Genomic DNA, 17,911 nt, shown 5'->3' with positions numbered 1-17,911 from the left:
AAATTTTTCGTTATACTAGTTGAAAACGAAAGAGGGATGGCGATGGAGACAGAGTGGCTACGCACATTTATAGTGGCAGCACAAACTGAAAACTTTCGAGAAACAGCTGAAAAACGATTTATTACACAATCGACCGTAACGAAGCATATCCAACATTTAGAAAGGGCATTGCAAACCCCATTATTTAATCGACAGAGCAAACAGGTGACGTTAAATCAGCAGGGTGCTTATTTTCGTCTGCAGGCACAAAAAATCCTGTCCGCTTTAGATGAAGGGCTACAACAAATGGATTCCTTCGTAAAAGGCTACACCGCTAAGCTTACGATTGGCGTTGCTCCGCAAATAGCGAATTCAACATTACCAGCTATTATTACAGCATTCCAGCATCGAAAGCCCTCTACTCAGGTAGTGATAGAACTTTTAAAATCCAATGAAATTGGGGAAGCGGTATTTACTGGTGTAATCGATATGGGCTTATCCAAATTAACCTCAACTCGTGAGCTTCACACGGTAATGCTCGCACAAGAACCATTGCATTTAATTGCTCCTATTGCTAAAAAGGAATATGATGCTTTCACCCTTTTACAGCAGGAAACGCTTTTCACACATGAATATGCGCCCTATTGGCAGGAAGTACAACAGGTGCTACAGCAATTTACTAGCCATCAAACAATGCATATTAATCAAACAGAGGTAATCAAGCATTTCGTCAAGCATGGTCTTGGTATTGCTTTGCTGCCTAAGAGTGTAATTGAACCAGATTGTCAGCAAAATCTTCTACATAGCTATTCAGTAAAAGAATTTTCTCATATTGTATCGGATACTTACTTGCTTACAAAGTATGTCTCAGCTGATTATGATGATTTTTTAGTAGCGTGTAATAGCGTCTATGGGTAAAGCCTTTTTCTGCACTGTTTATTCATAATGTACCTTTATACTATTTTAGTATAAATAATAGATAGAGGGTGTTTAGATGTATAGTATATTGTCCACCATTAGTCAGTTTATTAGTGAACCGCTTACGCAATTTGTACAGGGCTATGAGCATTCTGCCCTGATGATGGCCATTCTTCTTGGCTTGATAGGCGCCTTTGCTCCATGTCAGTTAACAGGTAATATGAGTGCCATTACATTTTACGGCAATCGAACACTTCAAAAGAGCAGTAATTGGCAAGAAATTATGTTTTTTATTGTGGGGAAAGTGGTTGTTTTTAGTGTGCTTGGCTTTAGTGCTTGGCTTTTTGGGCAATCATTTGAAACAAAGATGACCGTTTATTTTCCAATCTTTCGTCAGGCTATTGGGCCGATGATGCTGCTAACAGGGCTGGTGCTAATCGGTTTATTCAAATTAACCTTTCTACAACGTTTAACATCGCTGCTGCCGCCTGTAGTAAAAGAGGGGAAATTTGGCTCGTTCTTAATGGGCGCTAGTTTTTCTATTGCCTTTTGTCCCACTATGTTTGTTCTATTTTTTGTATGGTTAATGCCCCTTGTGGCGAGCACTTCCTATGGGCTGCTTCTACCTAGTATTTTTGGCGTAGCGACCGCTGTACCGCTCATCATCATGCTTCTGTTGATCTATGTCTTTGATGCCAAGCGTATTATCCTACGAAAAAGTATGAAAATGGGAAGAGCTATTCAAATGACAGCAGGTATCCTATTAATTTTAATCGGAATAACGGACACCATTACATATTGGAGTATGTAAGACATGTATAATAGAGTGAAAATGAGAAAGAGAGATACAGTATGATCGCTATATTATTATTTATTCTTGCGGGAATTGGTGAAATAGGTGGGGGCTATTTAATTTGGCTTTGGTTACGAGAGGGTAAACCTTTTTATTGGGGCATTATTGGCGGTATTGCACTTGCTCTGTACGGCGTTGTTGCAACATTCCAGTCCTTCCCTACCTTTGGCAGAGTTTATGCAGCCTATGGTGGGGTATTCATCGTGTTGTCTATTTTATGGGGGTGGGGCATTGATGGCAAAAAGCCCGATCATTTAGACTTTATTGGCGCAGGGATATGCTTAATAGGCGTCATTGTAATATTGCTGCCTCGCTCTTAGCATTGAAAAAAGGTTACTACAACAGAATAGTAACCTTTTGTAATCTATTTTTTACGAGCAATAAAGCGCAGACGATAATAATCAATGACCCATTCATTCTGTTGGAAACAAGTTGGCTTTAATAATTCCTCACATGTCGCATAAACCTGCTCTTTCTCATCAGCCTTTAAGTGCTGTAGAAGATTTTCACTAAACATGACCAACCAGTTGCGAAGCCCATCCTGCCCTTGAAGTGGTGTAGGGCGTTTATAGAGTGTGATATTCTCGACCTGAAAGCCTGCCTTTTCTAATTTTGATTGATATTCCTCGACGCTTGGAAAATACCAAGGGAAATAGTGGTCGATATAGGGAAATTGTAAAGATTCCATACTTTTTTGCAGAGCCCAAATGATAGATGCAATATTGCCTTGTCCACCCATTTCAGCAACAAAGCGTCCACCGTTTTTCAGTGCACCATAGACATTTTCGATAACTACATCAGGTTCCTTCATCCAATGAAGTGCGGCATTGGAGAAAACGGCATCAAATTGCTGAGAAAAGTGCATCGCTGTAGCTTCCATCGTTTGAAAGTTAATGGCAGGATATTTATGCTGAGCAGCTAAAATCATTGTAGCCGACGCATCTACTCCGAGCACAGAAGCTCCAAGTGCTGATATGTCATTAGCCAAATCTCCTGTACCACAACCCACATCTAAAATATGTTCATTTTTTTGCGGCGCTAGTAGATTGACTAAGCTTATACCCAATTTTGACACGAAATCATGCTTTTCATCATATAAATGAGCATTCCATTTTGTTTTTGTTGTCATCCTATTTCATCTCCTTTAGTAGAGCATAGCAAAGGAGGTCATCCAACAGAAATGCGAAAAATCATGAATTTTGATTCCAAATTGGAATGATAGCTTTCTCTCCAACAGCTAGCTTTACACGCTATCAAATTTCCGATCCGATAAGGGATTAAAATTATTTTATACAACACATAGTCAAGGTAGTAAGAAATGGTGTTTCCACAAAAATTTTGAGTAAAATAAAAAGGTAGCTGATGTTGTTTTCAGCTACCTTTTGTTATGGTTAAAGCTTTGTTAATGTTTTGCCACTCCAGCCAAACAAGATCGTAAGAATTGGTCCAAGTAAACAGAAGAAGGTGAATGGTAGGTAATCCAGTGTGGAAATACCGAGAACACTTGCGATAAAAATACCACAAACACTCCAAGGCACAAGAGGGTTGACAACCGTACCAGCATCCTCCATGACGCGTGAAAGGTTTTTTGGTGCAAGCCCAACCTTTGCAAATTGTGCCTTAAAGGCCTCCCCAGTTAATAGAATGGATAAGTACTGTTCACCGATCAATGTATTGACACCGATGCCCGTGATGGCAGCACCCGTAATAACAGAACCAGCACTTTTAAATAAGCTTTCGACCTTCGTTAAAATGCTTTGAATAATGCCTAGTGTGAATAAAAGGCCACCCATTGTTAAAGCAAGTAAGACAAGCGCGATTGTAAATAGCATACTATTCATCCCACCACGAGTGAGCAAGGCATCTACCTCTTTATTACCAGTTTGAGAGACATAGCCATCAAACAGAATTTTGAAGACATCTGAAGCGGGAACTGGGTCAAGTAGAGAGCCAAGACCTACTCCAATAATGGACACAACAGCCAATGTAATGACTGCAGGTGCCTTGTAAAAAGTCATGATTACGAGAACAACAATTGGCAATAATGTATACCAATGAATAAGTCCTGTAGACAGTAAACCCCCTTTAAATTGCTCCACTGTCTCAAAGGATGTAGCAGCTCCTGTTGGGGAGATAATAGCATAGAGCACAAAGGAGATAAGAAAAGCAGGGATGGTTGTCCAGCCCATATTTTTAATATGCTCAAAAAGGTCTACACCAACTGTACCAGAAGCAAGATTGGTTGTATCGGATAATGGAGACATTTTATCTCCAAAGAAGGCCCCAGAAACAATCGCTCCAGCTGTAATGGTTAGCGAGATATCCATAGCTCCGGCAATGCCCATAAATGCTACACCAACCGTTGCGACAGTTGTCAGAGAGCTTCCAATTGAAATACCAACGATACTACAAATTAAAAACACGATAGCAAAGAAAAAGTTTGGCGACACAGTTAAAAAGCCATAATAGATAAGGGTTGGGATCGTTCCACCCATAATCCAGCTGGAAATTAAAATGCCAATAAAAAAGAAAATAAAAACGGCGCCAAGTCCAGCGCTAGCACCAGCAATCATACCACCCTCAAGATCGCGAAAGGGTACTTTTTTCAGTAATCCATAAGCCAGTAAAAGGGCAATCACAAGAAAAATCGGGATATGCGGCGTAGCCTTTAAATAGCCAATACTATAAGCCATTATGGCGATAATTAAAATAGTGATAAAGCTTGCCTCAAGAAATCGAGGGTTACTCTTTGCTTCTATTCGAAACATGTGAATCCTCCTAATAAATACTTCTGCGCTTCAATGCGGTGAAGCCCAAAAGTATTATAGCACGCTAATATTTTTTGTCAATTGACTGAAAATTGGCGGTCTCAATGAAAGAAATAATCCCAGGCATTTTTCAAAATCAATAAACATGTCATGACAATAAAGATGACACGCATCATGCTCGTTCCACGCTTCAGCGCAAATTTGGATCCAAGGATTGCCCCAGAGATCATGACAAAGCCCATCGAAAAACCATAGAGAAAATGAACTTCTCCTAAAACTAAAAACATGATTAATGCCGCTAAATTTGAGGTGAAATTAAAAGCTTTCGCATTACCAGCAGCTTGGAGAAAATCATAGCCCATCATTAATAGAATAAAAATAAAAAATGAACCCGTACCTGGTCCAAAAAAGCCATCGTAAAAGCCAATAGCCGCAAATGCACCTATATAGGCTAAATGTTTGGCTGTACTAAGTACACGCTCTTGATATTGCTGTCCCCAATCTTTTTTAAACATTGTATAAGCAGCTACAAGGACGAGCATAACAAGCATAAGTGGTTTTAAAATAGCAGGGGACACAAGATGGACAGTAAAGGCACCGAGTAAAGACCCTACAAAGATAAAAGGGAGGATTTTTCCGATTTTCTTGATATCAACTTTACCTGCACGTAAAAAAGTTAGCATACTTGTACCATTACTAATGGTATTGGCCAGTTTATTTGTGGCAATGGCTGTACTTGGAGGTAAACCAACAGCCATTAATGCAGGTAAGGAGATGAGCCCACCACCTCCAACAATCGCATTTAAAAAAGATGCGATAAAAGCAAGTAGTAATAATATTGTGAGTGAAAGTAAATCAATATCCATAAATATGCTCCCATCTTTCCTCATTGCGTTTTAACATAGCGTACTGCGGAAGTCAAAAAATAACAATGAAATTCCAGCATTTTCATGTAAATTTCGTTTACAATTCCTTAACATTTCACAAGACAAACAAATAAGCAGAAAAAAGTTTATTTCAAGTATTTTTATAAAAATAAAAGAAAAAATGGTCATTTTTAAAGAAAAAATAGTGATTTTTAATATTTGATTTCCAACGTTTACAACTTGCGAAATAGCTTAAAAATAAATGTGGCAAATTTTATATTACAGTTTTGTAAAATCAACATCTTAGTGTTTAAAATTTTGTAGAATTGTGTAAATGTTTTGTTATGATGGTTCAGAAATTGACAATATTTTTTCAACAGGAGGAACAGGATGTTCAACTCAAATAAGCAAGATCCATTTTTTCAGTCACTATTAAAAATCGCGAAAAACGTGAATGAGGGTATCTATTATGCTCATAATGCCCGTATTCAAGATATAGATGCGCTAAAAGAAATTGCAGATACAATGAAGCAATACGAAACAAGTGGCGATAAATTAATCCATGAGCTAATCGTTATGCTGAATAAATCCTTTATGACGCCAATTGAGCGTGAAGATATTTTAGCATTAGCCAATAAATTAGATGATGTGATTGATGGAATGGAAGGCTGTATTGCACACTTCAATATGTACAACCTAACAGAAGTAACAGAGCCAATGCGTCAATTCCTCACATATATTGCGAAAAGCACGGACGAAATGGTACAAGCCATGGAACTGTTAAATAGTAAAAAGCTTGTGGAAATGCGTAAACATGCTATTCAAATTAAGGACAATGAACGTGAATGTGATGAAATTTTCCGTTCTTCAATGAAGCAATTATTCATCCAAGAAAAAGACCCAATGCGTTTGATTGTTTTCAAGGATATTTATGAGCAATTTGAAGACATTGCGGACAGCTGTCAAACAGTAGCAAACACAATTGAAACAATAATTATGCGTAATGCATAAGATGGAGTGTACGAAATGGATACGATCTTATTAATCACCATATTAGTCGTTATTTTCGCACTTGTGTTCGACTTTATTAACGGCTTCCATGATACAGCCAATGCGATTGCTACTTCTGTATCGACCCGTGCCTTAAAGCCACGTACTGCGGTTTATATGGCAGCAGTAATGAACTTCGTCGGAGCGATTACATTCGTTGGGGTAGCCAAAGCCCTAACAAAAGATATTGTGGACCCATTTTCTTTAAATGCCTATGATGGCGATATTACAGGTTCTGTTGTTATTTTAGCAGCCTTATTATCTGCCATTACATGGAATTTATTAACATGGTATTTTGGGATTCCATCAAGTTCTTCTCATACATTAATAGGTTCTGTTGCAGGGGCAGCTATTGCCGCAGCAGGATTTGATATTTTGAACTATGCTGGGTTTATTAAAATTCTTCAAGCACTTATTTTTTCACCATTACTAGCGTTCGCAGCTGGTTTCCTGATGATGACATTATTAAAAGTCATCTTCAAAGATATGAATTTATATCGAACGAATAAAGGCTTCCGTACAATGCAAATTGGGACAGCAGCCTTACAATCCTTTACACACGGGACAAATGATGCGCAGAAGGCAATGGGTATTATTACCTTGGCGCTAATCGCCGGCGGCCTACACCAAGGAGATGATATTCCTTTCTGGGTACGTTTTGCTGCAGCAACTGCGATGGGTCTTGGTACATCTGTCGGAGGCTATAAAATTATCAAAACGGTTGGCGGTAAAATCATGAAAATCCGCCCAGTAAATGGGGTAGCAGCAGACTTAGCTTCTGCATCGATTATCTTTGGTGCCACATTAATCCATTTACCAGTTTCTACAACACATGTAATTTCTTCATCCATCATGGGTGTCGGAACAGCACATCGTGTTAAAGGCGTTAAATGGGGGATGGCACGTAAAATCGTTACAACATGGGTCATCACGATGCCAATCTCTGCTGTCATGGCAGCATTGATTTACTATATTCTAAGTTTATTTTTCTAGTTCGCTAAGGAATGCACAATCACAGTGCATTCCTTTTTTAAATGGGATAAAAATGAAGGATGTAGCGGATAGAACCGGCAAAGTGGCGGATAGCCCGGTTAAAGTAGTGGATAGAACCGGCAAAGTGGCGGATAGCCCCACAAAATTGGCGGATAGCCCAGGCAGGAAGAAAACTGCTTCGATGAAATCGGTAGCCTCCCCCCTTGTGTAAAGTGCGGATACGCTCTAAGGTAATTATAAAGAAAGTGTAAAGTTCGGAGAAAACCGTTTTTTCCGTAGTAAGGTGAATGCAGGAGGAAAATGATGAAGGAAAAATTACTACTGATTGAGGATGATACAGCGATTGGGCGCATTGTGAAGGATACGCTAGAACAGGAGGGCTATTGTGTGACATGGGCTACTACGGGCCTTGAGGGACTGGAAGATTTTCAAACGCAACCTTTCGATTTAGTGCTAGTGGATTGGATGCTGCCAGAAATGGATGGGTTAACGGTTTGTCAAAATATCCGTTGGGAGAGTGATGTGCCAATCCTAATGATGAGTGCCCGCAAGGAAGATGCGGATAAGGTGGAGGGCTTGCAGGGGGCAGACGATTATATCGCTAAACCATTTAGCTTAGAAGAATTAAAGGCACGAGTTGCCTCTCATCTTAGACGCTGGCGACGCTACCACAAGCAAGACGTGATAGAAGAGCATACTGCCTATGCGAATGGATTAACAATAGATTGGCAACGACAAATAGTATGTGTTTATCAGCAAGAAATTGCATTAACTCAAAAGGAGTTTGCCCTTGTTAGGCTGCTAGCTAAAAATCCGAGTCAAACCTTTACAAAAGAAGAACTGTATCAGCATATTTGGCAGCAAGCAACGTTAGAGGACACTCATACTGTCACAGTGCATATCAAGGCACTGCGCGAAAAGCTCAAGGATTCTGTGAAAAACCCAAATTTCATTCAAACTGTGTGGGGTAAGGGCTACCGTTTTATTGGTGAACCATTATGAAAATAAAAGCGTGGTTACTAATTATGTTTTTTATTGTAATGGTCATACCCATAGTAGGAGCTTATAGCCTTTATGTGTGGATTAATGCTTATTACCAAGATAAAAATGTGGCGGAGTACTTTGACAAGTGGACAGAGCTAAATCAGGTAAAAGATGTCGTTGACAATCCAGTGCTTTATCAAAAAAATGCCGATTTTGAGGAGATAGAGGAACTTACCAATGAGAAGCTGGCGATTACCCTCTATACGAAATCTGGCTATGTTTTATTTTCCTCCAACCCTTTGCTAACGGGCTATGTAGGGAAAGAGCGCATGTTAAATGGTTTATTTGATTTACAGCAAGCATACAACGCCTTTACATACAAGGAGCCTGTATATCTAAAAGGTGATTTGCTTGGCATCTATGAAATTCAATTAATACGAACAGATTGGGTAAAGGGTGTAGAAAAGCGTTCATGGCTTGTCATCGCAAGTACGATCCTGTTGTTTCTTATCATTTATTTAACTGTCATCTTGTTGCTTCATCGGAAACTGAATCGGCCATTAGGTGAACTGATGCAGCACATGCGTCATTTTGCGAAAGGTCAGCATGTTAAATCAACTCTAAGCGTAAGAAAAGATGAGATTGGGGCACTCGCCAAAACATTTGAGGCGATGCAGGTTGAAATTGAAAAGACTCGGGCTTCCTTAAAAGCGGAACAACAGCAAAAAGAAATGATGATTGCAAGTATTTCCCATGATTTAAAAACACCCCTTACAGCCATCCAAGCCTATGCGGAATCTTTACAAAATAAAGGCTTATCAGAACAGCAGGTGGCAGAATATCAGCAGGTCATCGTTACGAAGGCAGATCGGATGAAGCATATGCTAGAGGATTTAATGATGTTTACCTTACTTCAATCAACGAACTATACATTAGAGCTCATTGCTGTGGATGGAGAAGAATTTTTTGACATGGCCTTGTCTGACTATGAACCGTTATGTGAGGAAGAAGGATTTACATTAAAAGTCTTCTGTGCCGTGGATGGACTCTATGCTGTGCATCCTAAACAACTTCAGCGTGTCATTGATAATTTATTGAGCAACGCCTGGCGTTATGGGGAAAAGGGGACAACAATAGGCTTAGCGGCAGTCAATGCTGGAAATGATCCCGAATGGGGCTTTGATTTCTTGAAGTCTGCTTTAAACAAGCAAGAAGGCATGTATATAATTGTGCAAAATCACGGAAGAGGCATACCACAACAGGACATTGTTAAATTATTCGAGCCAATGTATCAAGCAGATTATGCGAGATCAAAGGCTGGTGAACGAGGAACAGGACTAGGCTTAAATATTACAAAACAAATTATTGAAAAACATGGGGGTACTGTCGAACTGCTTTCTAGAGAGAACATTGGAACAGCGGTAATTTGCTGGCTACCACCTTATAAAGGAGTAAATGAATGATGAATTGGAAAAGATCTTGCCGAGCAGCAGGCTTAATTGCTGTTATGACATTTAGCTTGGTGGGCTGTAATTCAGAGGCAACTTATACACCTCAGGAAATTATCGACCAAGCCCTTCAAGAATCGAAAGAGCCACTCACTTATTATGGCGAATATACGTTAGATATGGGAGAGCTAGGTGGTAAAGCTCAAGTGAAGGAATGGGTAAAGGATAGCAATAGACGGATAGAAATGACAGGCGATAATGGTGAACATGTTATCACAGTTAAAAATGATGCTAAAGTGATTAGCTATGATGTCACTGAAAAGACAGCCTACACAATGGATTATTCACAACCTGAATTAGACAGCTTGCAATCACCTAAAGATCAGGTACAGCTTATTTTTAATATGGTTAAAGATACGCATGATATTAAGATAGCAGGAGAAGAGAAGGTTGCAGGTAGAGATACCTATAAAATCGTCGCAAAAACGAAGAATACGGAATCGTTATTCGGCGATATTGAAGCTTGGATTGATAAAAAGACTTGGCTGACATTAAAAATGAAGACAGATAGTGCAGGGACTCATATGCTCACTGAATATTCTAAGATTAATTTTGGTGAAAAAATAGATGCTCAACAATTTACACTAGATCTACCAAAGGATGTAACGATTCAGGAAATTAGCGGACAGGATACTTCTGAATCCGTTTCATTGGACGACGTAAAGCAGCAGCTTGAAAAGTTTTTATTAGTACCAGAAGTAAATGGTCTAACGTTAGACAACATATCCATGGTTAAAGGGATAGAGGAACGACCAGAATACTCTTTCGATTATGTTTTAGATGGAGAGCTAGCCTTTTTCGTCACGATTTTTAAAGCAGATGCTAGTGTTGCAGATATTGGTCCCATTTTAAATGAAAAAGAAATAGATATTCGAGGACAAAAAGGCACTGTTATGGATGGTGAAAATTTCCGTTCCCTTGCTTGGCAAGAAAACGGCTACCAATATAGTATGGTTGGGCAAAATCCAGAATTAACAGTTGAGGATCTTTTAAGCTATGCGCAACAAATGACCGTTGTACAATGAGGTGATACTATGAAAAAAGCGCAAGGACTAAAATGTCTAGCATTATTTTTATTTACCACTATTTTCTTATATGGGGTAGGGGAAACATATGAGGTGTCTTGGCTACAATTTCACTTTACGGGACAATATCAGGATGTAGGCTTTTATTTCAGTTTTACATCCCTCATTCCAATATTAATTGGATTGTTAATGGTGGGTCTATATGAATCATTGTTAAAAAGATTCATCTAAATAATTAGGAGCAGGATCAGAGTGGAGGATCCTGCTTTTTTTATGGTAGAAATAGATTTGGTATATTACAATATTTATATAAAGAGGATATAATAGGAGGCTTCTTCAGTGGCTACATTTCTACATGGCTTTGCTCAACAACTCATTTTCCCCTTGTTTATGATTTTATGCTTTTATTTCACTTTAACTTATTTTCATCATCTAAAGACAGGCGATGATCGTGGTATTAAGAACACAAAATGGGCTGCAGTGGTATGTTTAGCTTTCGCTTTGGTTGCACCAGCGCTTTATAATGTGATTACGTTTATGGTCATGATGAGGTAAAGTGATAATTTTGGCACAATACGTACATAATGTAAGGTAACAGGTTTAGTCCTTCTAAAATGAGGGAATATACATTCATCCTAGGATATTGTAGGTGGTACATATGTTTGACAATTTACTATTTCAGTTACCTTTTATTATTTTTATCGGTTTGTTTTCACAGTGGTTAGCATGGCGTTTTCGCATGCCTGCCATTGTCATTATGAGTATCGCTGGGCTAATTATTGGTCCGTTTACAGGGTTAGTGTCTCCAAAAGAGACATTTGGCCCTATTTTTCATACCATTATTTCTCTGGCAGTTGCCGTTATATTATTTGAAGGAAGTTTAAGCCTTGATTTTCGAGAAATACGTGGCTTTAAGAAGTCCATATTGCGTATTTCCACAGTAGGGGCAGCCATCGCTTGGATTGCAGGCTCTACTGCCGCGCATTTTGTTGCAGGGCTATCATGGCCAGTCTCTTTTGTCATTGGTGGATTATTTATTGTGACAGGTCCAACCGTTATTTTGCCTTTATTGAGACAAGCAAAATTGAAGGAGCGACCAGCAGCTATCTTAAAGTGGGAAGGCATCGTTGTAGATCCTTTTGGCGCATTGTTAGCGCTATTTGCGTATCAGGTCGTTTTGGGTATATATCATTTAGAAGGTGGGACATCTCTAACCGTTTTCTTTGTTTCCGCCTTTTTAGCCGCCCTGTTAGGAGGGGGCGTCGGTTATGTAATGGGGCAATGCTTGGAGCGTGGTTTAATTCCAGAGTTTTTGAAATCACCTCTGTTACTTGCTACTATTTTACTTGTTTTTGCCCTAAGCGATGCCATCATGCACGAGACGGGCTTATTGGCTGTGACAGTGATGGGGCTTGTGATGGCAAATATGCATTTAACAAGTCATCATGAGCTGTTGCATTTTAAAGAAAATATTTCGGTTATTTTAATTTCAAGTGTCTTTATTATGCTGACATCGTCTTTAACCATCGATACGTTATGGCAAATCGTTGATTGGCGTATGCTACTATTCGTGCTAGCAATGATGTTTATTGTTCGACCGTTATCGATTTGGATTGCGACCATTAATACGGGCTTAACATTGGAAGAACGGGCCTTAATTGGGTGGATTGCACCGAGAGGGATTGTAGCATTAACCGTTTCAGGTTACTTTACAACGGCACTACAAGACGTAGGTTTTCAAAGTGCACAATTATTAACAGCGCTCACATTAGCACTTGTTTTTGCGACAGTGGTTGCCCATGGCTTTAGCATTGGCTGGCTTGCGAAAAAATTAGATCTACAAGCTTCCACTGGGAAAGGTATTGTGATTGTAGGCGCTTCTCCATTTACAACACAGCTCGCAACGTCCCTGCAAAATAACGGAATTGATGTGTTGATGATGGATCGTGCATGGGAAGATTTATCTGCTGCTCGACAAAATGGTATTAAGACGGAAACAGGTGATATTTTAAGCGAGCATACTGAGTTTTATGTTGATTTAACCCCATATGATCAACTAATTGTAGCAACAAAGCAGGACGCCTATAATGTCCTTGTTTGTGCAGACTTTGTTCCAGAATTAGGGCGTCTCAATATTTTTCAAACGGCTTTACATTCTACAGACCCTAAAAATTACTCACGGAAGTACGGGGGACAGCTTCTTGTCGATGCACAGCATGATATTCATCAGCTCAATGAACTGATAGAGCAAGGTGCACAACTTCGTCAAACGAAAATTACAGAAGTATTTACATTTAAGGATTATGTAGAACAAAATCCTCATGCCGTCTGGGTGTATGCTATAACACAGGATGGAGCTATCGTGTTGGATATGGTCAATAAATATGACGATATAAAACATGAACCACATACTATTATTAGCTTAATTCGCTAAAACCAGCCACCTGTTTGTGCAGGGCGGCTGGTTTTTTGATGCAAGAGAAAGGAGACTAGTTGACTGAAAATGACCATGCTTGGAATTAGTGTTCTGCCTGTTTTATACAAAGCACGAACAGCTAGCTTAAAGAGAGCAACTCCATATTCCAATGATGAATAATGGTAATCCCACCCCAAGAGAGCATTTAATTGGGAGATTTTTCTAACCCATTTCTACTAAAAGTCGCAGTGTTAAATGGCTAGCCATACTTTCCTCCTCATTACGCAATCTGCTGTAAATGTGTCTTCTTAAAAGCGTCATCATATTTTAAACCATAGCCAAGTGCGCGATCTAAGAAAATATGTGCGAGCCAAATTAGGGCAGCCATCAGAGGTATTGATGTAGTCGTTAGTAAACCAATCACCATCAACATGGCAGGTAGCACAAAACTATGCCCCATATTATAGAAAAGAGCGCCTATTTTTGTATTGATGAGATAGCCAACCATGGTGATGTCTGGGAGCAATAAAAACACAATAAAATAAAGCCATGGAAAATTTAGATGACCATAGAAAGAAGCTGTGATGATGAAAGCAAGGATATATTCGATTGAGATGATTTTACGTAGTGACATTTAACCACGACCTTCCAGTAAATTTTGATACATATCCTCAATGAGTAAGGCAATTTTTTCTTGATTTTCTTCAAATTGTCCGTCAGCCATTAATGTTTTTGTCAGTTGTAACGAATGAAGCGCATGCTGATAGAATCGTAGTTGCTGCTCAATTTGGGCAATCTTTGTGGAAAATAGCTGTACCGTTTCTTCATTACATGCTGTTGAAATAGGCTTTTGTTCGAGTGTCAGTAAATGTTTAATTTCTTGAAGCGTAAAGCCTAGCTGACGTAAAACGATAATAAATTTCATTGTATGTTCACACATGGCATCATACACACGGTAGCCATTGTCTTGTTTTTGCGGCTGTAAGAGTCCCTCTTTTTCATAGTAGCGAACGGTATCAGTTGTTAATTGAAATTTCTCGGCGAATTGTTTAATTTTCATGTAAGTACCTCCTAAATTCATCCTAACATTGGAGTATGCTCCAAGGTCAAGGTGCTTGAGGAAAAAATTTAAAAAAATGAAACGGTCATTCAGTGGCAGTCGTTTATAGTGTAAGAAGGGGAGGTGGACGGCATACTTGAGGAAATGATCGAAGAACATGCAGCACATTTATTACGTCTCGCCTATTTTTATGTAAAAAACCGACAAACCGCAGAGGATATTGTGCAAGAGGTCTTTATTAAATTTTCTCAGCGTGGTTATGAAGAACGCGGGCAGTTGCGTGCGTATTTATCCACTCTAACGATTAATCAAAGCAAGGATTATTTAAAAAGCTGGCATTATAAGAAATTACTATTACAAGAAAAAATATTTCCTATTCAGGGGAATAGACAACGAGATGAGCTCGTGGCAGCAGAGGAACGGTCTCACATTGGGGCAGCTATTTTAAAGCTTTCACTTACCTATCGGGAGCCTATTATCCTTTATTATTTTGAAGAAATGAAAATTCGTGATATTGCCCAGCTACTTGGCATTGCGGAGAATACGGTGAAAACAAGACTGAAGCGGGCAAGAGAAGCATTAAAGCCTCATCTAAAGCAGGAGGAATGGGAGGTGCTTAGACATGAATGAGATACAGAAGGAATTACTCAAAGTCGCTGGTGATATGACAGCAAGCAAAGAACGAGTCAAAAAACAAGTACTACAACAGTCTATCAATAGAAGGAAGCCATTTCGTTTCACTCTATTAACTATCCTACTGACACTTTGTGTGGTGGGGTTTATGATGGTGCAGCTTCTTACGAACGAAACAGAGCAAACAACCTCACTATTTCATGAAAGACAGCTTGAGCATTTCGAACGTATTAATCGGCTAATGTGGCCAGGGAAAGAGCAGGAATTTTATAAAGAGGAAGCCTATCTATCGTATGAGAAGCTCGTTGCCGCCTACTATTTTGCGAAATCATTAGGAATTGATTATTCTAAGGCAGAGCTAGAGGCGGAGAGAAAGAAGCAGGTAGAACAGTTGGAAATGCTTTATCAAGCATCTGAATACGAAGCACTATTTCAGGGATTAGCACCGAAACAGTATGTTGAAACATATCTCGAGCCCCTACTGCCGATGTATACAACGCGAACAAAGCTTTATGCCTTCTATAAAGAAAAATATCCAACTTTTTATGCTTACCAAGAAGTAGCCAATATTGATGCCAAACGATATTTCCAAGCGCATTATACTGATCAGGCAACAGCCTTTCAAGAGGAGCATAACATCGTCATACGGACCAGTTCACATGGCTCTTCAATGGTTGGAACAGTTGCAGAGGTTGAATCGAATGTTTTCTTATTTATTGAAGGAGTGATTCCCGAGGACCTTGATCATATGACGGAAGAACAGCTTGCTGAAAAATATGAACAGGCCAATTGGTATCCTGTGCTGGATGATTTTCCTGTCAAGCAGGGGGATTATATTACTTTAACTTCTATGGGAACAGGCAATATAGAGGAAAACGGGGTCGTAAGAAAATATGGTTTATTATCTAAACTGGAAAAGCTAGAGCCAACCATTACAAAAAAGCTTGAGCTAGAAAATGATAAAGAGGTCGCTCAGTTTTTACAGGATATCCCTTGGCAGCCCGCAAATTATATGAAAAGGCCACCCGAATATTCATTTGAAGTAGAAGGCGTCCGTATTGAAATGTGGAAGGGCTATGGCGGTTCAATTTATCTCCAAAAGGCTGGTAGCGGAGAAATTCACCTTAGTGCCAACAGAGCGAAGGCATTAATAGCCATCCTAGGCATAGAAGAATCTTAACAAGTCTCTTGAAAGAGGCTTGTTTTTTGTTTAGGGGAAAATTATAGTGAAAGTACCATGTTAAAATAACCTTTAATTGAATGTAGGAAAAAATACACAGTGATTTTCTTTATTAGGCTGAATTACTTAATGTCGAAAAAATAAATGAGTCCAAAGAATTGTAATATTTTAAGGTCAAAGGTAGTATTAAAGAAGTAAGGATGAAGAAAAGGAGGGGCGGTATGAACGCACAAGAATTTGAAGAACTATGGATTACGCTTAATGAGTTATATAATGCGGATCGTTTTTTAGAATATATAGAAATAAGTAGTGCCGCAATTGAAAGTGCCATTAAGCTTGAAATGTATGATAAGGCTATCCTTCTATTACGTTATAGCTGTGCCAGTTATTTTCAAACGGGTGATTTACAGCTTTCTATAAGTGTTCTTGAACAATATCGTGAGTTAACTTTTCAACATGGCAACGATATTGATGTAATTCAATATTACAATTTAGCAGCCATTTATTGGGGAACATTTGGTCATTTAAAGAAATCAGAAGAGTTGATGCTGAAAGGCTTAAAAATTGCTGAAGCAATCCAGCACGTGGAGAGCATGGGGAAAATCTATAACAATCTGAGCGACTTAGAAATATCCATGGGAAGCTATCGGACAGCTAAGGAATTTGCCTTAAAGAGTTTATATTATGCGAATGCGTTTGAAATGAAGCATAAAGAGCCTTATACAGGGATTATCCATCCGAAGACAAACCTAGCTGTTGCACTTATTTGGCTTGAAGAATTTGAGGAAGCCAATACGATATTACAAGAATTAATGGCAACGATTCATCATCCACCCTATTCGAAAGTACAACTTGAGGTACTCAATGCCTATGCCTTCCTGTGTGAAAGACAGGGACGTATAAGTGAGGCCATAGATTTATATCAAAAGACAAAGCATTATGCTTTACAAAACAATGACCTTTCTCTACTTCAACTAATTTATAATTCTTTAGTGAAGCTAATTGAGGAGCAAGGCAATAAAATTGTATTATGTGCGATACAAAAGGAATATATAAATATTTTGTTAGAAATCCAGCGTGAAAACTATTCACATGTATTGTTTGAAATGGAATATAACGATCATAAGAAGCAATTTGAAAAAAATGCCTATATTGATCCTCTGACGAATATTTACAATCGTCGCTATTTTGATGAACAGGCCAAAAAGATGGTCGAAAAGGCGACTGAAAATCATCAGCAATTGGCCTTGATGATGGTGGATTTAGACCATTTTAAAGAAATCAATGACATGAATGGCCATTTATTTGGCGATGATGCTTTGACGAATACAGCCAAAACCTTACAGGACTATTTTCAGCCCTTTGAGTCCATTGTTGCCCGATTTGGGGGGGATGAATTCATTGTGTTGAGTCAAGTAAAGGAAGGTGAATCAGTGCAAACATTGGCTGACAACCTGTATCAAACCTTAACGGCACTATCACTAACAGTGAATAATCAAACGGTTCAGTTGGAATTTAGTATTGGTGTCAGTACGAATGATCATGGCAAAATTCAGAAAGTAGAGGAGCTTATCCAGCATGCGGATGAAGCGCTCTATAAATCAAAGCGTAACGGCCGCAACCAAATTACGCACTATAATCATTATTGCGATGTGGGAAATGGTATTTAAAAGAGAGA

Annotated in this window: 19 protein-coding genes; 14 read left to right on the top strand and 5 right to left on the bottom strand. The window is 39.0% G+C overall.

Annotation, left to right across the window (positions count from 1 at the left end; translation table 11 throughout):
• The first annotated feature begins 42 nt into the window (after nt 1-42).
• The 3 genes from HXV90_RS06820 (at nt 43) to HXV90_RS06810 (ending at nt 2,070) form a co-directional block, all read left to right on the top strand.
• Nucleotides 43-897 carry a LysR family transcriptional regulator gene (locus HXV90_RS06820; RefSeq protein ID WP_103117863.1) on the top strand — a complete coding sequence of 285 codons (855 nt, stop codon included), beginning with the start codon at nt 43-45 and terminating at the stop codon, nt 895-897.
• 76 nt (nt 898-973) lie between these two features.
• Nucleotides 974-1,708, top strand: a complete 735-nt coding sequence (locus HXV90_RS06815; protein WP_269898688.1) for an urease accessory protein UreH domain-containing protein — start codon at nt 974-976, stop codon at nt 1,706-1,708.
• 41 nt (nt 1,709-1,749) lie between these two features.
• Complete coding sequence (locus HXV90_RS06810) at nt 1,750-2,070, top strand: YnfA family protein (RefSeq protein WP_004229297.1); 321 nt, start codon at nt 1,750-1,752, stop codon at nt 2,068-2,070.
• 44 nt (nt 2,071-2,114) lie between these two features.
• Here HXV90_RS06810 and HXV90_RS06805 read toward each other — a convergent pair whose 3' ends face one another.
• The 3 genes from HXV90_RS06805 to HXV90_RS06795 all read right to left on the bottom strand — a co-directional run bounded on the left by HXV90_RS06805 (nt 2,115) and on the right by HXV90_RS06795 (nt 5,384).
• The gene (locus HXV90_RS06805; protein ID WP_269898687.1) at nt 2,115-2,879 is read right to left on the bottom strand and encodes a class I SAM-dependent methyltransferase; all 765 of its coding nucleotides are present in this window, start codon (nt 2,877-2,879) and stop codon (nt 2,115-2,117) included.
• A gap of 262 nt (nt 2,880-3,141) precedes the next feature.
• Nucleotides 3,142-4,518 (bottom strand): Na+/H+ antiporter NhaC, encoded by a 1,377-nt coding sequence (gene nhaC / locus HXV90_RS06800; RefSeq protein ID WP_115673977.1) that lies wholly within the window; start codon nt 4,516-4,518, stop codon nt 3,142-3,144.
• A 101-nt stretch (nt 4,519-4,619) separates the two neighbouring features.
• Nucleotides 4,620-5,384 carry a sulfite exporter TauE/SafE family protein gene (locus HXV90_RS06795; protein WP_269898686.1) on the bottom strand — a complete coding sequence of 255 codons (765 nt, stop codon included), beginning with the start codon at nt 5,382-5,384 and terminating at the stop codon, nt 4,620-4,622.
• Between the two features lie 390 nt (nt 5,385-5,774).
• Between HXV90_RS06795 and HXV90_RS06790 the strand changes: the two genes are divergently transcribed.
• From HXV90_RS06790 to HXV90_RS06755, 8 genes are all read left to right on the top strand, one after another.
• Nucleotides 5,775-6,395 carry a DUF47 domain-containing protein gene (locus HXV90_RS06790; protein ID WP_004229078.1) on the top strand — a complete coding sequence of 207 codons (621 nt, stop codon included), beginning with the start codon at nt 5,775-5,777 and terminating at the stop codon, nt 6,393-6,395.
• A 15-nt stretch (nt 6,396-6,410) separates the two neighbouring features.
• Nucleotides 6,411-7,427, top strand: a complete 1,017-nt coding sequence (locus HXV90_RS06785; RefSeq protein WP_004229076.1) for an inorganic phosphate transporter — start codon at nt 6,411-6,413, stop codon at nt 7,425-7,427.
• Nucleotides 7,428-7,730: 303 nt separating this feature from the next.
• Nucleotides 7,731-8,429, top strand: a complete 699-nt coding sequence (locus tag HXV90_RS06780; protein WP_054550906.1) for a response regulator transcription factor — start codon at nt 7,731-7,733, stop codon at nt 8,427-8,429.
• Entirely contained in the window at nt 8,426-9,874 is a 1,449-nt protein-coding gene (locus HXV90_RS06775; protein ID WP_115673979.1) for a HAMP domain-containing sensor histidine kinase, read from the top strand. The genes HXV90_RS06780 and HXV90_RS06775 overlap by 4 nt, the downstream gene beginning before the upstream one ends.
• Nucleotides 9,871-10,944 (top strand): LolA family protein, encoded by a 1,074-nt coding sequence (locus HXV90_RS06770; protein WP_269898685.1) that lies wholly within the window; start codon nt 9,871-9,873, stop codon nt 10,942-10,944. Before HXV90_RS06775 ends, HXV90_RS06770 begins: the two co-directional genes overlap by 4 nt.
• A gap of 9 nt (nt 10,945-10,953) precedes the next feature.
• Nucleotides 10,954-11,175, top strand: coding sequence for a hypothetical protein (locus tag HXV90_RS06765; RefSeq protein WP_004229062.1), 222 nt, complete (start codon nt 10,954-10,956; stop codon nt 11,173-11,175).
• Between the two features lie 108 nt (nt 11,176-11,283).
• Nucleotides 11,284-11,499: a hypothetical protein gene (locus HXV90_RS06760; RefSeq protein WP_048390387.1), complete on the top strand. Its 216-nt coding sequence runs from the start codon at nt 11,284-11,286 to the stop codon at nt 11,497-11,499.
• 103 nt (nt 11,500-11,602) lie between these two features.
• Nucleotides 11,603-13,378 (top strand): cation:proton antiporter, encoded by a 1,776-nt coding sequence (locus tag HXV90_RS06755; RefSeq protein ID WP_103117870.1) that lies wholly within the window; start codon nt 11,603-11,605, stop codon nt 13,376-13,378.
• A gap of 262 nt (nt 13,379-13,640) precedes the next feature.
• On the opposite strand, the gene HXV90_RS06750 is transcribed toward HXV90_RS06755, so the two are convergent.
• Both HXV90_RS06750 and HXV90_RS06745 read right to left on the bottom strand, forming a co-directional pair.
• Nucleotides 13,641-13,994, bottom strand: coding sequence for a DUF4260 domain-containing protein (locus tag HXV90_RS06750; protein ID WP_048390391.1), 354 nt, complete (start codon nt 13,992-13,994; stop codon nt 13,641-13,643).
• Complete coding sequence (locus HXV90_RS06745; protein ID WP_048390393.1) at nt 13,995-14,420, bottom strand: MerR family transcriptional regulator; 426 nt, start codon at nt 14,418-14,420, stop codon at nt 13,995-13,997.
• 123 nt (nt 14,421-14,543) lie between these two features.
• Between HXV90_RS06745 and HXV90_RS06740 the strand changes: the two genes are divergently transcribed.
• The 3 genes from HXV90_RS06740 to HXV90_RS06730 all read left to right on the top strand — a co-directional run bounded on the left by HXV90_RS06740 (nt 14,544) and on the right by HXV90_RS06730 (nt 17,903).
• Nucleotides 14,544-15,050: a sigma-70 family RNA polymerase sigma factor gene (locus tag HXV90_RS06740; protein WP_048390395.1), complete on the top strand. Its 507-nt coding sequence runs from the start codon at nt 14,544-14,546 to the stop codon at nt 15,048-15,050.
• Nucleotides 15,043-16,233 carry a hypothetical protein gene (locus tag HXV90_RS06735; RefSeq protein ID WP_269898684.1) on the top strand — a complete coding sequence of 397 codons (1,191 nt, stop codon included), beginning with the start codon at nt 15,043-15,045 and terminating at the stop codon, nt 16,231-16,233. The genes HXV90_RS06740 and HXV90_RS06735 overlap by 8 nt, the downstream gene beginning before the upstream one ends.
• Before the next feature lie 221 nt (nt 16,234-16,454).
• Complete coding sequence (locus tag HXV90_RS06730; RefSeq protein ID WP_066037457.1) at nt 16,455-17,903, top strand: tetratricopeptide repeat-containing diguanylate cyclase; 1,449 nt, start codon at nt 16,455-16,457, stop codon at nt 17,901-17,903.
• The last annotated feature ends 8 nt before the right edge of the window (nt 17,904-17,911 follow it).

Source organism: Lysinibacillus sp. JK80 (assembly GCF_027557635.1).
Lineage (GTDB): Bacteria > Bacillota > Bacilli > Bacillales_A > Planococcaceae > Lysinibacillus > Lysinibacillus capsici.
Note: the sequence above shows the minus strand (reverse complement) of the source record. Positions and strands in the feature narration are given on the sequence as shown.